Source organism: Helicobacter sp. 23-1046, from assembly GCF_053654635.1.
Map to the genome: position 1 here is coordinate 160,936 of NZ_JBSIUS010000001.1, position 15,572 is coordinate 176,507.

Annotated in this window: 13 protein-coding genes; 5 read left to right on the forward strand and 8 right to left on the reverse strand. The window is 40.6% G+C overall.

Annotated features, from left to right (window positions below; all coding sequences use genetic code 11):
• Positions 1-51: 51 nt before the first annotated feature.
• Both ACWIUJ_RS00800 and ACWIUJ_RS00805 read right to left on the reverse strand, forming a co-directional pair.
• A complete protein-coding gene (locus ACWIUJ_RS00800; protein WP_454152383.1) occupies positions 52-942 on the reverse strand; it encodes an ABC transporter substrate-binding protein in 891 nt (296 codons plus the stop codon).
• 30 nt (positions 943-972) lie between these two features.
• A complete protein-coding gene (locus ACWIUJ_RS00805; protein WP_454168324.1) occupies positions 973-1,788 on the reverse strand; it encodes an ABC transporter ATP-binding protein in 816 nt (271 codons plus the stop codon).
• A gap of 171 nt (positions 1,789-1,959) precedes the next feature.
• Between ACWIUJ_RS00805 and ACWIUJ_RS00810 the strand changes: the two genes are divergently transcribed.
• The 5 genes from ACWIUJ_RS00810 to leuB all read left to right on the forward strand — a co-directional run bounded on the left by ACWIUJ_RS00810 (position 1,960) and on the right by leuB (position 7,704).
• Positions 1,960-2,958, forward strand: a complete 999-nt coding sequence (locus ACWIUJ_RS00810; protein WP_454168326.1) for a FecCD family ABC transporter permease — start codon at positions 1,960-1,962, stop codon at positions 2,956-2,958.
• Positions 2,959-3,066: 108 nt separating this feature from the next.
• Positions 3,067-4,824 (forward strand): 2-isopropylmalate synthase, encoded by a 1,758-nt coding sequence (locus ACWIUJ_RS00815; RefSeq protein WP_454152386.1) that lies wholly within the window; start codon positions 3,067-3,069, stop codon positions 4,822-4,824.
• 27 nt (positions 4,825-4,851) lie between these two features.
• A complete protein-coding gene (gene leuC, locus ACWIUJ_RS00820) occupies positions 4,852-6,114 on the forward strand; it encodes a 3-isopropylmalate dehydratase large subunit (protein WP_454152387.1) in 1,263 nt (420 codons plus the stop codon).
• Between the two features lie 29 nt (positions 6,115-6,143).
• Positions 6,144-6,632, forward strand: a complete 489-nt coding sequence (gene leuD, locus ACWIUJ_RS00825; RefSeq protein WP_454168328.1) for a 3-isopropylmalate dehydratase small subunit — start codon at positions 6,144-6,146, stop codon at positions 6,630-6,632.
• A 1-nt stretch (position 6,633) separates the two neighbouring features.
• Complete coding sequence (gene leuB, locus ACWIUJ_RS00830; protein WP_454168330.1) at positions 6,634-7,704, forward strand: 3-isopropylmalate dehydrogenase; 1,071 nt, start codon at positions 6,634-6,636, stop codon at positions 7,702-7,704.
• Here the strand turns inward: leuB and ACWIUJ_RS00835 are convergent, their stop codons facing one another.
• The 6 genes from ACWIUJ_RS00835 to ACWIUJ_RS00860 are packed head-to-tail and all read right to left on the reverse strand — an operon-like array spanning position 7,705 to position 15,526.
• The gene (locus tag ACWIUJ_RS00835) at positions 7,705-8,562 is read right to left on the reverse strand and encodes an HDOD domain-containing protein (RefSeq protein ID WP_454168332.1); all 858 of its coding nucleotides are present in this window, start codon (positions 8,560-8,562) and stop codon (positions 7,705-7,707) included.
• On the reverse strand, positions 8,552-9,865 hold the full coding sequence (locus ACWIUJ_RS00840; protein WP_454168333.1) for an ABC transporter permease: 1,314 nt from the start codon (positions 9,863-9,865) through the stop codon (positions 8,552-8,554). Before ACWIUJ_RS00840 ends, ACWIUJ_RS00835 begins: the two co-directional genes overlap by 11 nt.
• A complete protein-coding gene (locus tag ACWIUJ_RS00845) occupies positions 9,862-11,073 on the reverse strand; it encodes an ABC transporter permease (protein WP_454168335.1) in 1,212 nt (403 codons plus the stop codon). The genes ACWIUJ_RS00840 and ACWIUJ_RS00845 overlap by 4 nt, the downstream gene beginning before the upstream one ends.
• Before the next feature lie 14 nt (positions 11,074-11,087).
• The gene (locus ACWIUJ_RS00850; RefSeq protein WP_454152393.1) at positions 11,088-12,071 is read right to left on the reverse strand and encodes an HlyD family secretion protein; all 984 of its coding nucleotides are present in this window, start codon (positions 12,069-12,071) and stop codon (positions 11,088-11,090) included.
• Positions 12,072-12,080: 9 nt separating this feature from the next.
• Entirely contained in the window at positions 12,081-13,490 is a 1,410-nt protein-coding gene (locus ACWIUJ_RS00855) for a TolC family protein (RefSeq protein ID WP_454168337.1), read from the reverse strand.
• Positions 13,491-13,540: 50 nt separating this feature from the next.
• Positions 13,541-15,526: an Lnb N-terminal periplasmic domain-containing protein gene (locus ACWIUJ_RS00860; RefSeq protein ID WP_454168339.1), complete on the reverse strand. Its 1,986-nt coding sequence runs from the start codon at positions 15,524-15,526 to the stop codon at positions 13,541-13,543.
• Positions 15,527-15,572 lie beyond the last annotated feature (46 nt).

Genomic DNA, 15,572 nt, shown 5'->3' on the forward strand with positions numbered 1-15,572 from the left:
ATAATTTTATTATTTTAGAATACACAACGCCTTATTTGGTTGAATAAGGCGTTATTGTTGTAAGTGTTGTTTAAATTGCTTTATCCTCTCTACAATCGTGGGGCTTGCGCGTAATAGTGTATGCACCTTTGGGTTACACGCATAGATTTGGTTGTTTTTATAGGCTTTAAGATTTTTTAATGTAGGATTTTGTGCGATAAGCATTTCTTTATCCGTGATTTGCAAATCAAAAATAAGCATATCAGGATTTGCTTTGAGCAAAAATTCATTTGAGATGATAGGTCTTGGAATCTTTGTGGCGATAGTTTTGTTTTCCAAACCTACAATGCGCATAATATCTGCAACCATTGAATTGTCATTAAAGCCCATTAGCGGATTGCCAGAATATAAAAATATCGCGCTTTTGCCAATAGGATTGCTTTTTAACGCCTCTATTTGCTCGCGCGTTTTTTGGGCGAGTTGTTTGCCCTTAGATTCCACGCCGAGCATTTTTGCAAGGTTTTGTATATTATCGAACATTTCATCAAGTCGATTTGCTTCAAAATAGGCAGTTTTAATGCCTAGATTTTCTAATTTTTCGCGCAAACCTAGTGAGTAAAGGCTTAAGATAACCAAAGTTGGTTTGGTGGCGATGATTTTCTCAATCGATGGATTAGAAAATGTCCCCACACTTGGGAGTTTTTTGGTTTGGTCTTCTGGGTAGATATGTGAATGTTGCAAACTCGCGATTGCTTTAATGGTGCGTTGCTCGCCAAGCATATAAATAATCTCTATTATCGCAGGGTCAAGCACTACGAGACGATTTTCTTTTGTCTTAGAATCTAAGCGATAATCAAGCCCAAAACTTTGCTGATTCTCATTGTTTGGTGCGCTTGGCTGGGCTAGTGATATGTGAAAGGACATAAGCACAATAAGCGCAGGTAAAAAAAGTCTTTGATACATTTGATACTCCTTGTTTGTAAGATTGTTGCCTCACATCGGCAGGACAAAGGGTTTGTTTTTTTCATACATTATCTTGCAAGAAAATCCATACACCTCTTTTAGAATCTCTTGGGTAAATAACTCTTTTGGAGTGCCTTTGGCATAAACTTTGCCATCTTTTAGCAAAATAAGCCTTTGACAAAAAAGCGAGGCGAGATTAAAATCGTGTAAAACCGCTATAATCGCAATATTGTGCGAGAGGAGATTCTCACAAATTCTCAGTAATTCTATGGCATAATTCATATCAAGTGCGCTTGTGGGCTCATCAAGTATGAGAATCTTGGGATTTTTAAGCAGGGCGCGTGCGAGAAGTGTGCGTTGGAATTCTCCGCCACTAAGGCTTAAAATATTTCTCTCCAAAAACTGCGCAATGTCTAATTCACGCGCTATTTGTTCTACCTGTGCCTTATCCTCATCGCTATAATCGCTAAATGCGGATTTAAGTGCGCTATATCGCCCCATAAGCAAAAAATCTTTTACCAGCAATGGAGCATTGATTGCAGAGCGTTGCGGAACGAAACCTATAAGGTTTGAGAGGGATTTAATATCATAGCTTTGTAGTGGCTTGTCAAATACTTTGATTTGCCCACTGCTAGGATTTATAAATCCTAGCATATTTTTGATAAGCGTGCTTTTCCCAGAGCCATTAGGACCTAAAATCCCTACAAATTCCCCGACATTGACACTCAAACTAATATCTTGTAAAATATGCTTTTTACCATAAAAGAAATGCAGATTTTGCACGCAAATATATTGGTGAGATTCTGTATAATGTGAAGTTTTATCCAAAGGTTGAGTAGCCGACATAACAATAAGCCTTTAATTCAAAAATCAAATGCAATAATACATAACAATGATAAACATTCTATTTATAATTTTACATAAAATTGCATTACATTTCAGTAATTTTTAAGAAAATTTAGTGAATAATTTTATCTCTTATTTTTATAGGGTATTTTATTTTAAAAAGTCGTAACAATGAATCTCAAACAATCAAAAGCGCGCAAAGTTGTGTTTATTGCGCTTGTAATGTTCGTGTTGTATATCATAGCAATCGGTGTAGCAATGGCACTTGGCGTTGATGGCGTCTTGTGGGATATTTCTCGCACTTATGATGCGTTGTTTGCTTCAAGCGATGAGGTGGATTCTCTTATTTTGCTTGAGACTCGTCTCCCTAGAATCGCTATGGCAATTTTAGTGGGTGCGCTTCTTGCCTCCTCTGGTGCGGTTACGCAAAGTATCTTTGCCAATCCAATCGCAGACCCATATATCATCGGTATCGCTTCGGCTGCGACTTTTGGTGCGGTGTTAGCACATTTTATCGGGTTAGATGATATTTTTTATGGGGTGGTTGGCTTTGTGTGTTGTTGTGGATTCTCGTTAGTGATTTTCGCTCTGCAACGCCACGCAAACATTACCACACTTCTTATCATTGGCATTGCCATTAGCTCACTTCTTGGGGCAATTAGTTCGCTATTTATGTATATTATTGGAGAATCAAGCTTTAAAATCGTTACTTGGCTTATGGGCTATTTGGGTTTGAGCGCGTGGTATAAGGTTCAGATTCTGTGTTTTGTGCTCATTTTTTGCCTGAGTTATTTTTATGCCAAACGCAATGGGCTTAACATAATCCTAAGTGGCGATGAGGAGGCGCGAAATCTTGGCATTGATGCGCCAAAGCTAAAGCGAAATTTGCTGATTGTCTCTAGTGTGGCGGTTAGCTTTAGCGTGGCTTTTTGTGGGCTCATTGGCTTTGTGGGGCTTATTATTCCGCATATTATCCGCCTCGCCCTGCGGGATTATAATAATGTGCTTGTCCTCCCGCTATGCACGGCGTTGGGAGGGTTATTTTTACTCTTTTGTGATACTATCGCACGCAGTGTGCAGGCGTTTGAGATTCCTATTGGAATCATCACCGCAATTCTTGGTGCTCCAATCTTTCTTTATTTGGCTTTACAAACAAGACAAGTTGGGTAATGTGGTTTGTAAAATAAAAAGCCTAAGAGAGAACATTAAAAATTTTAGCTATAATGTGCGCTTTAAGCGAAAGATTTTAACAAACACATTTGTGGTTTAGGAGAAATGATGAATTTTAAAAAATACCAACGGGGCTACTTTATGCCACCTAAAGAGAGTTTGCAATGGAGTAAAAAAGAGTCTATCACAAGCGCGCCTATTTGGTGTAGCGTGGATTTGCGCGATGGGAATCAAGCCCTCATCACACCAATGAGCTTAGAAGAAAAAATCGAATTTTTCAAGTTGCTCGTGAGTGTGGGTTTTAAACAAATTGAAGTAGGATTCCCAGCGGCAAGCGATACGGAGTATCGATTCGTGCGCACGCTTATCGAAAATGAGCTTATTCCCCAAGATGTGAGTATTCAAGTGCTTACCCAAGCGCGAGAGCATATCATCAAAAAAACTTTTGAGAGCCTAAAGGGCGCAAATAGCGCGATTGTGCATTTTTATAATTCTACTTCTTATGCCCAGCGCGAGCAAGTATTTAAAAAGAGCAAAGATGAAGTCAAAAAGATTGCTATTGATGGTGCGCATATTGTGCGTGATTGTGCTAATGGCACACAGGGGAATTTTAGCTTTGAGTATTCGCCTGAGAGTTTCACGGGCACAGAGGTTGATTACGCATTAGAAGTGTGTAATGCTGTAAGTGCGGTGTTAAAACCCACAACGCAAAATAAACTTATCATCAACTTGCCCGCCACGGTGGAGATGAGCTTGCCACATATCTATGCTTCACAAGTGGAGTTTATGTCGCGCAATTTGGATAATAGAGAGCAGATTCTCATTTCACTCCACCCACATAATGACAGGGGTTGTGCGGTGGCTGATGCGGAGCTTGGGCTTTTGGCTGGAGCAGATAGGATTGAGGGCACGCTATTTGGCAATGGCGAACGCACGGGCAATGTGGATATTATTACTTTGGCAATGAATATGTATTCGCACGGGGTGGATAGCGGGCTTGACTTTGCAAATATACCTAAGATTTGTGATGTGTATGAGCGTGTAACAAAAATGCGTGTATATGAGCGTGCGCCCTATGCTGGCAAGCTTGTTTTTGCGGCATTTTCTGGCTCTCATCAAGATGCGATTGCTAAGGGTATGGCATATCACAAAGAGCACAATTTAGATACTTGGAGTGTGCCATATCTTCCCATTGACCCTAAAGATGTGGGGAGAGAATATGAGAGCGATGTGATTCGTATAAATTCTCAAAGCGGTAAAGGTGGCATTGCGTATGTCTTGCATACGCGCTTTGGTATCGAGTTGCCACTTGCTTTTAGAGAGGAATTTTCATATCACATTAAGGGAATCTCAGATGTCGCACATAAAGAATTGCAAGCCGATGAGATTTGTGAAGTGTTTAAGCACGATTTTGTGAATCTTAAAGGCGCATTGGAAATGCTTAATTATGAATTTAAGCGCGTGGATAATGCGCTAAGCGTAAGTGTCAATGTGCGGTATCAAAATACTTCATATAGCACACAAGCAAGTGGTAATGGGCGATTAGATTGTGTGGCAAATGCGTTGCGTGAGGCATTGGGATTAGAGTTTGAAATTTTAGATTATAGCGAGCATTCACTTAAAGAGGGCTCATCATCGCAAGCTATTTCGTATGTGCAGATTAAGACAAGTCGTGGCAAGTTCTTTGGTGCGGGCATTGATACAGATATTATCGCAGCCTCTATCAATGGCTTAATTAGCGCGATAAATCGCTCACTAGAAGGCATACAAAGCACACAAGCTAACCTTAAGGACAAACAAAGCAAAGCACACAACAATCTCCAACAAGTGCAAGTGCCAACCTACGCACACAATGCACGAGTATAGAATCTACACAACATTAAGGAGGCGATTATGGATATGACAATGTCGCAAAAAATCTTAGCCAATAGAGCGGGTAAAGAGTTTGTCGAGGCGGGCGAACTTATAATGGCAGAGCTTGATATGGTGTTAGGCAATGATATTACCACGCCTGTGGCAATCAATGCGTTTAAAGAAGCGAAGTTTGAAAAGGTCTTTAATAAAGAAAAAATTTCACTCGTAATGGACCATTTCGCACCAAACAAAGACATTAAGGCTGCTACGCAATCCGCACAATGTAGGTGCTTTGCCAATGACTTTGACATCACGCATTATTACGATGTGGGGAATATGGGCGTTGAGCACGCACTTTTGCCAGAGCAAGGCATTGTAACCATTGGTGATTTGGTTATTGGTGCAGATTCTCACACTTGCACTTATGGCGCGCTTGGGGCGTTTTCCACAGGTGTGGGGAGCACGGATATGGCGGTTGGTATGGCGAAAGGGAAGGCGTGGTTTAAAGTGCCAAGCGCGATACGATTTAACCTCAAAGGTAAGCTTAATCCTTATGTGAGTGGGAAAGATGTCATTTTGCATATCATTGGTAAAATTGGCGTAGATGGCGCGCTGTATAAAAGTATGGAGTTTGGTGGTGAGGGGCTAAAAAATCTCACTATTGATGATAGATTTTGCATTGCAAATATGGCGATTGAAGCGGGTGCGAAAAATGGGATTTTTGAAGTTGATGAGCAAACTCTCGCGTATGTCAAAAATCGCTCTAAAAGGGAGAGTAGAATCTATAAAGCTGATGAAAATGCTAAATACGAGCAAGTCTTTGATATTGATTTAAGTCAAATCGACCACACGGTGGCATTTCCACATTTACCAGAAAATGCAAGGACAAAGGAGCAATGGGGTGAAATAAAAATCGACCAAGTAGTCATTGGCTCTTGCACTAATGGGCGATTGAGTGATATGGAAGTGGCAGCGCAGATTTTCAAAGGCAAAAAAATCGCTAAAAATACGCGTTGCATTGTGATACCAGCGACACAAAATATTTATTTAGAGTGCATAAAGCGCGGGCATTTAGAGACATTTATCCAAGCTGGTTGCGTGGTCTCTACGCCCACTTGTGGTCCTTGTCTTGGCGGACATATGGGAATCTTAGCAGCAAATGAAAAATGCGTTTCCACTACAAATAGGAATTTTGTAGGGCGAATGGGGCATATCAGCTCTGAGGTGTATCTCGCCTCTCCAGAAGTAGCAGCAGCAAGCGCAATAAGTGGATATTTAAGCGCACCAGAGCAGGTGCTCTAGGATAAATATTACAAAGAGAGGATTTGTAAATGAAAGCACAAGGTTTCGCACATAAATACGGGGATAATGTCGATACAGATGTTATTATCCCAGCGCGGTATTTAAATACTTCTTCGCACAGCGAGCTTGCGGCGCATTGTATGGAAGATATTGATAAAGACTTTATAAAGGTAGTCAAGCAAGGCGATGTGATGATTGGTGGGTGGAATTTTGGCTGTGGGTCTAGCCGAGAGCACGCGCCTATCGCCATTAAGGCAAGCGGAATTTCGTGCATTATCGCTAAGTCTTTTGCGCGGATTTTTTATCGTAATGCCATTAACATAGGACTTGCAATTATAGAATCTAAGGAGGCGGTGGAGGCAATCAATAGGGGCGATAAGGTGGAGATTGATTTTGAAAATGGCGTAATTGTGAATGTAGATTCTAAGCAGAGCTTTAAAACCGCCCCATTCCCGCCCTTTATCCAAGAAATCATAAATGCAAGTGGGTATCTTAATTGGATTAGCAAAAAGGACTAAAATGCAGGCAAATATCGCAGTGATTAAAGGTGATGGCATAGGGGTTGAAATCATTGATGGTGCATTGCGTGTGCTAAAAAAGGTGGAGCAAAAATTCAACCACAATTTTGGGTGCAAAGAAGTGCTAATGGGTGGTGCAGCAATCGATGCGCTAGGCGTGCCTTTGCCAAATGAAACCCTAGAAGTATGCAAACAAAGCAAGGCTGTGCTTTTTGGTGCGATAGGTGGGGAAAAATGGGATACACAGCCACCGCATAATCGCCCAGAATCTGGGCTACTGCGCTTGCGAAAAGAGCTTGGGCTTTTTGCGAATTTGCGTCCTGCTACGCTTTTCCCGCAACTTGCAAATTCAAGTCCATTAAAGAGCGAGATTCTCGCTAAGGGCATTGATTTTATAATGGTGCGTGAGCTTATCGGGGGTATTTATTTTGGCGAGCATACGCGTTTTGAAAAAAAAGGCGAGCAAGTCGCACAAGACACGCTTTTATACAGCGAGGTGCAAATCACACAAATTGCCAAAGTCGCCTTTGAACTGGCAGATTCTCGAAATAAAAGACTTGTGTGTGTGGATAAGGCAAATGTTTTGGAATCTAGTCGGTTATGGCGCGAAGTGGTGCAGAGTGTGGCGAAAGATTATTCTGCGGTGAAATTTGAATTTATGCTCGTGGATAATGCGGCTATGCAGCTTTGCAAAAACCCTGCACAATTTGATGTTATTGTTACAGAAAATATGTTTGGCGACATTTTAAGCGATGAGGCAAGCGTTTTGACAGGTTCTTTAGGTGTGTTGCCCTCTGCGTCATTAAGAGATGATAAGTTTGGACTTTATGAGCCAATTCACGGCTCAGCACCTGATATAGCAGGCAAGGATTTGGCAAATCCTATCGGCACGATTCTTAGCCTTGCTATGCTTTTGGAGTTAAGTTTAGGACTTGCAAATGAAGCCAAAGCGGTGCGGAATGCGATAAATGTAGTGTTAGATAAGGGGTATCGCACGGCTGATATAATGAGTGATGAATGCAAGCAGGTGGGTTGTGCGCAAATGAGCGAACTCATTTGCGAGAGTGTATAGCTATTCTTCTGTTTTATACATATTTTCTTTCATATATTCGGGGATTTTTCCCTCAAAGTTATTTCTATTAAAATGCACGCCCTGTGTTTTTGCTTCATCAATTAGTCCAAGTGAGCGGCGCATATTAAATACATTCCCACCTTGATGAGGTTCAAAGAGACAATTTGCAATAGCAAGTGCATACGCCCCCTTTTTCACACTATCTCTAGCAGAGTGAGGAAGTGTCATATATGAGATATTTTCTATCAAAGTTTCATCAAATTTCCAATGATTAAACAAAAAGCCTAAAAATGACAGGGAATCTACCCCGCAAAACTCTTCTTCTATCATTGGGATATTTTTAAAATTATGCTGTTTGAGTGCTTCTAAAAAGTCCTTATCCTTGCCTATCGAGCGTAAAGAGTTAGAAAACAAAATCACACCAAGTCGAAGCAACATAGCAGATGGCACAAGTGTTTGAGAGAGTTTCCTGTCCTCCTCACCAAGCCACTCTGATATGAAATTTGCCTCTTTGGCGCAATTTGCTAAAAACTCATCAGTATCAAGCCCATAAGGCGAAACATCAGCCTTAAAGGTGCTTTTGAGTGAGTTTGCAAGCACGATATTTTTAATATTATTGATTCCAAGTAAAGAGACTACTTGTTGGATAGTAGAAATTTCGTATGAGAATCCATAATACGGCGAGTTTGCCAAGCGCAACAATTCTGCTGTAACAAGTGGGTCTTCTTGAATGATTTTCACTACTCCATCTACGCTTACATCTGCCCCTGCATTATCAATGTATTCGCGCAACTTTAAGACTGTGGCTGGAAGTGGAGGCAAAGTATCAATGGTTTTTAGCAACACTTCATTTTGCATCGCGTGCTCCTCTTTTCTTTGTAAAATGAGTGATTATAGCAAAAATTTTCTTGTGTAAAGTAATTTGTGATAGAAAATGTAAAATTTCTTCCCGATTTATTTCGTTTCTCTCTTGTTTTTTGTGCAAAATAAAAAAACTTATGGTGATACTAAGTGCAAATAAAAATCCAAGCATAAAAAAATGAGGCATAATACTGGCAAATTCCGCGCCCATTTGATTAAGGCTAATAAATCCTCGAATGCCGTGAAAGGCCGGGATTATATAGGCTAGCTCACGCAAAAAGCTCGGCAATAGCTCGCTGGGCCAGATAAAGCCCATAATAAACACAAGTGGCATTGATGAGATAAATACCACTTGCGTAGGCAAACTCTCGTCATTGAGACAACTCCCAAGTAAGGTCCCACACCCCGCACACGCAAAGATAAATGCAAGCCCAAAACACCAAAAATCACTTGCACTTGCGTGAATGCTCACTCCAAAAAGTGGAAAAAGCACGCCAAAATATAACAAAAACCACATAATATAAATGCTACAAAACGCCAAGATTCTCGCACATAGAATCTTTTTAAGCGGAAAAAGTGCGAAATAATAGGGCATTTTTGTGGTAAATGGGTTGCGATTCTCAATCCCGCCATTTTGCGCGATTTGCTCTCTTAATGCACGGATTTCTTTGGCATTTTGCGTAAAGATTCTATTTTGATATGTGCTTACAATCGCACTTCCACCGATAAGTGTTTGGTGGAGGATAAATACGAGCACAGCAGCTAGCGCGTAGTTAATGTAACCCAAACTTGGATTATACAGCGGAATTGCTTCATACGAGATAATCGCTGGGCTTAGGGCATTGATATTTTTTTCTCTATAAAGTCGCGTAGAGAGGGAATCTATGGCGTTATGTATGCCCTCTACAATCGCTCCATAAATAAGAAAATACGAGGCATTTCCCATATATGAGACAATACTTCCCACGCCCATTTGTGCGTTAGATTCAAAGCCTTGCGGGATAAAGAGCACGCCATTTGCCTCAAAGTTTTCGATAAGTTTTTCCGCACTTTGCAGGGAATCTACTTCGCTTACAAGTTCAATTTGTGGCGTGGCAGAAACCAGAAATATCAATTCCTTTGACAAAAAAGAGTCGTCCTCATCGACAATAAGCAATGTTTGTTTGGTAACAATGTCATTAAGATATGGCATTGGATAGAGGATTCCATACACCATTGAGCCGATAAAGACAACCAAAAGCACCACTTTGTTGGTAAAAATAGCTTTGTATTCATAAATGAGTGCCTTAAATAAGCTCATTGCGCATTCCTTATCGCAAAGTTTAATTCTTTGGCAATTTGTTCGTTCTTTGCTTTTTTGCGTCTCTTTTCATAAATAATCACACCTAAGCACAAAAAGAGCAAAAATACACTAAGTTTAGCGAGAATCCCAAAAGCCAAATCAAATTCACCGCCGTAGTTTGCCTGTTGGACATAAAGTTTCATATATGAAGAAATTGGCAAAAATTCGCTCCATAAAAATGCGGGGAGATTCATTGCATTTTGTGGATAAGTAATGCCTGCAAAGGCAAGCGAAGGTGCGGTATAAACAGCAAGCACACCAATAGTCCTTTTAATATCTTGGAGAATAGATTGTAAAAACAAAGCCACGCCGTTAATGCTAAGGATTAGGAGTGCAATACCAAGAATGATAAGTCCAAGTGAGCCACGATGCTGATACCCTAAATTTTTCAAAAATATAATCATACAAAGCCCCCAAAACATAAACACAAGCGAGTTAAACGCATAACGGATAAGAAGGCTTTTAAGCGAACTTGGAGGATTTCTTAGAATCTGCACGCACCCAAGCGCGCTTAAGATTTGGAGCATACAGGGCAAAAGCAAGGTAAGCAAGAATTGTGCGTAATTACTATTTGAATTATACAGCGGGATAATTTGTGAAAAAATCGGCATAGCCTTGCTTAGAGCGAGTTTCATATCGGTGTCTTTTACGAGATTTTTAGCGGTGTGTTGTGTTACATTAAGTGTGCCTACTATTTGGGCAAACGCAGAATTAAGCGATTTGCCTATAAGCACAAATTGCGCATTGTAATACAAACCAAGCTTTGCGCCCACGCCAAGATTTACATCGCGTTCATAGTCTTGTGGAATCACGACAAGCGCGTAAATTTTTGCCCTTGCTAAGTCCTGCTTCGCCTCCAAAATAGAGTGGTATTGTTTGGTGATTTTCATACTCGGCGAGGCGTTAATTTTAAAGATTACTTCAGCACTTGCATTGCTTGTGTCTAAATCCACCAAACCAATGGGCAAATCGCGTGGCAAAGAAGAGACAAAAATCGCATAAATAAACCATCCAATTAAAAGTGGCAACACAAAATAGAGCAAAAACAGCACTTTTCTGCGCGTGAGAAATTTCCAAAGCTGGATAATTTTACGCGTAGTTTGCAGATTTGCTAAGTGATACAATGCACTTTTGCATTGTTCATAATTTGGGATATTGAGACGCATTTATATCCTTAACATCACTTCATAAGCGTTATGATTGCACTCATTCCCGCGCGAAATTCCCCGCTATTTTCTAGCGGTTTTGCTTGGATTTCAAAACTTCGCAAATCATATCCTTTAGAATTAGAGGTTGCACGCCAAGTGGCAAAATCACTCATCACTGAAACATAAGTTACTTTAAATTGCATTTCTTTTTGTAATGCTGGCAAAAATGCGCTAAAAGTAGAATCGAGCTTAAAGTCTTGCAAATATTCTTCACTAATTGCCAAACGCAACCACACATCGTTGGTATCAGCGAGCATTACCACAGGGAATCCCGTGGGGCTTAGCTCGCCCTCACTGAGTAAAATATTTGCCACTTCACCATCACTTGGTGCGTAGGCTTGAATGTCTTTAATATAAGCCTCCACTTCGCTAAGTTGTCCAGCTGCAGCGATTTCTTTTTGTTTGGCTGCTTCTTTTGTTTCTTGTGTCGCGCCGTCCATTGCTATTTTGTATTGTTGAAGTGCAGCATTTTCGTTATATTTTGCATTTTGAAATGCCGCATAGGCTTCGTCTCTTCGTTGCAAACTTGCCACGCCATTTTTGTATAAACTTTCAATGCGTTTATAGGTGTTTTCTGTGAGCTCACGCATTGCTTTGGCACTTTGATAAATATCCCTAGCCGAAATAATAGTCTCTAGCCTAGCACCTTTGTGCGTTTCCTCTGAGAGGGCTTTGGCAGCTTCGTAGCCAGCTTTTGCTTGGGTGAGTTTAGCCTCTAGCTCGGGAGATTCTATGGTGAAAATCAAATCTCCCTTTTTGACATTATCACCTCTTTTTACCAGCACCGAGCCAATACGCCCAGCGACTTTAGAGCTCACTTTGTATTCACGGGTTGCAATCTGTCCTTGAATCTGATGGGGTTTGGGCGCGTATGCTTTATAAAAGCTAATAATAAGCCAGATGCATAAAATCGCACTTATTACGACCACAAAGGCAATCTCAAATTGTTTTTTCATTTTTACTCCTTATTGTTGGTATTGCCAAAAACTCTCAATTTCATCACTTAGGGCAAGTAATTTTGCAAGCGCGACAATGGCTTTATAGGCAATCATTTTTTGCTCTATAAGCGCGCTTTGTAAGCTATTTTGCGCATCAATTACTTGCGTGCTCGTGGCTAAACCTTGTTTAAAAGCGATTTGTTGGAGTTTTAGATTCTCTCTTGCAAGCGCGACTGAGGAGGCAAGGCTTTCGTATTCCTCCCGTGCGTATATTGCTTCTTTGTAAGTGCGCCTCACAAGTAGGCTTAAATCCTTAGTGGCTTGGGTTTTGAGTGATTGCACTTCAAGTTCGCCTAACTTGGCAGCTTGATACTTTTGCAATCTTCCCTTTGGTGTGATGATTGGCACGCTTATGCCAATGCCTACATACCACGAGGGAAGTGATTTCATCATTAGAGAATCTTTATGATTTGTCCAAATATAACTTCCCATTCCAACCACTTGGGGCATAAACTTTGAAAACTCAATGCTTGTGAGTTGTTGCGCACTTTGGAGCTTTAAATCAAGTGATTGGAGGGCTGGATAGCTCGCAAGTGTTTTTTGCACATAATATTCCTCATTTTGAAGTTTTTTGTTTGAGAGTTCAAGCGTTGAGGTGGGCGTAACTTCATCTTTGCCTAGCGCAGTTTGCAAGGCTAAGTCCGCGCTTTCATACGAGTTTTTGGCTTCTTTTAGGCGATTGGCGTTTCTATCACTCGCTACTTGGCTTGCAAGCACTTCTAAGCGAGCTATTTGCCCGCTTTTTTGTAATCCTAGCGCATTTTGATAATGCAAATTTGAGGCTTCATAATTTTGAGCTAACACATCGACTAAATCCTTTGCTAACACATCGCCATAATAGACACTTATAAGCTCCTCAAAAGTTGCGAGCTTTTTTAATCGTAACATTTCATTGGCGTCTTTTTTGGTGATTTGTGCGAGTTTCACACCAGAATGACGCAAACCGCCCGTATAAATGGGATAGATGATATTTAGTGCGCCTAGCATTACATCGCGTTCTAATAGTGTAACAGGCTTGGTAAGACCACTAAGGGCTTGTGCGAGTTGTCCTGCGTTTGCTAGAGAATCTGGAGAGATAAATTGGTGCTTTTTGACATCATCAAAGTAAAAATAAGCAGCCGTAAAGTTGATTTCAGGGAGGTAGCTTAATTTCGCGCCAAGAGCAAGTTCATCGGCGCGTTGTAGTCCATAACGCTGTGCTTTTAATCCATCGTTATTTTGCACTACGATGTCCCAAGCACTCTTTATACTAAGGGCATTTGGCGCATTTTGATGGGAATTTGTTTTTGACAAAGAATCTCCATCTCCACCATCTTGTCCTAAAGCCACCGCACAAAAAACTGCATTGAGAAAAAACGCCATTAAGTAGCGAAACATTTGCACTCCTTGTTTATTTCTTTTATTTTACTTAAAGTTTTATAAAACTTTTAGAAATACGCCCTTATTCCTATATTTAAAGCACTTCTTGTTACAAAAGGCAAAAAATTTTGTTCCAAAGAAGCAAAGATTCCAAAATTATGGGCGAGATTTGCACTTGCTGTGGCATTGAGATAATGCCCAAAAGTGTGTAGATTGTATGCTTTAAATTTATATTCCGCGCTCAGTTTCCACCACGAATCATTTGAGAGCGAGAATCCAAGCACATTAGAGAGTAAAAAATCTCCTCTATTATACCTATCAAGGTAAAAAGTCGGCTCAAGTAAGTAATATGCAAAGCTGTATTGCGAGATTCCCACGCTTGCTCCACCGCCAAACATAGCGTAGTAACGCAAATTTGGGGATAAAAACTGGCGCGAGAAACCTGTCTCTAATCGATAAGAAAATGGCGCGAAAAATTTACTTATATTTCCAAACGAAGCGAGCGATAAAATTGTTGCATTATGCAGATAGATATTGCTTTGAGGCGCGATTTGTAAATGTGCGTTTGCCTTTAAAAACTCAATTTGGGCAACCTTAAGATAGCCCTTATCATTATCGCTAATATCGTGGTAAGTAAGGCGAAAATCAATCGCAATGCCTTGCGAGAGTGCTTTATGAGAATCTGTGGCATTGGCAAGGTAATAGCTTGGAGAGATTCTTAAGCCCTGATTTGCTTGTAGTGGTGAGGCTGGAGCGGGTGGAGTGAGCGTGGGGCTTTCCCCGATTGTGGCGCGTGCTTTGGCGAGGTTATGGGCGATTTGCGTGTAGTCCTCGTGTTCTAGCTTGCCTTTCATATAGCGATATTCGCTCATTTCGATACTAGATTCTAAAATGTATTGCTTTTGATGGAGGCTTAGTGTATCATTGTCTAGCACTTCGCTAGCTTGCAATGTGCCTTTGGCAAGTTTTTTTGCTTTTCTTACATCGCTTAGAGTCATTTGTTTTTCGTATTCTAAGATTTTAGCGCGCTTTGAAGGACGATAAATCTCATTACGCATAAGCCCTGCATTTGCAATGACAAAGAGTGTCTCAGGGGGATTTACTTGATAGATAAATTTTTTGCGCAATTCTAAACTCGGGCGCGCAACTTCTAAGAGCCATAAAATATTATACGAGCAATTTTCATCAAAGAAATAGTAATACGACCACGAATCGCCAAGCTCCCAAATGTGCCGATACATTTGCGCGACTTCCTCTTTGCTTAAATTTAAATCAAACTCCCAAATATCGCGACTTTCACTATCCACATATTCTTTGACTTTATCATAATAGGGCAAAATAGAGTAGCTTCCCGGATACATTCCAAGCAATCCCTTAAACGCGAATGCAAAGCCATTTTCGACATTTTCATCAGCGTTGGCTTGATAGTTAATCGCAAAGGACAGCAAGCGCGAGTCAAAGCCAGAATTAAGCAATAAAAATGTATGTCCAAATATCGAAGCAGGCGAGTTGATATGCGCAGAGGGGAAAATAAGTGTCGCGCTTATGGGATTGACATATTCTCTCATTGTGTGGAATTCTTCGCATTGAAGTGCGGGGAGATTCTTAAAATGCAAAAGAGAATCTAAATAATAAAAACGCGCTGGGAAGCGACAAATCGCGTGGTAATCCTCTTTGGCACTTGAGCGTTTTGGCAATGAAGTAACAGCGGCATCAAGCAAAGTGTTGGCTTTAGAGACTTTTTCCTCGAAGTCTTTAGGCACTGCTACGGATTCTACACTTTGATAAAAACCCTCAATAGTGGCAAGCAATTCTGCCTTAGCGTCTTTTTTTCCATTTGGTGCGAGGAAAAAATTTGGCGAGTCTATTTCACTTTTGCTCTTACGCCCAAAGCCAAAAAAGTTTCCAAAATGCAGTAAATCAAGCCATTGTTTAGAATTATAAATTTCTAACTCTAAGGCTTTTTGTTTGGCTTTTGTAAGAGAATCTAGCTCATTGGCATTTAAAAGTATAAAAGTGATAAGAGAAAAGAGAAGTGATATAAAAATTCGCATACAATCTATGTGCCTCTAGTTTGCTTTAAGGACAAACTAGAGCACG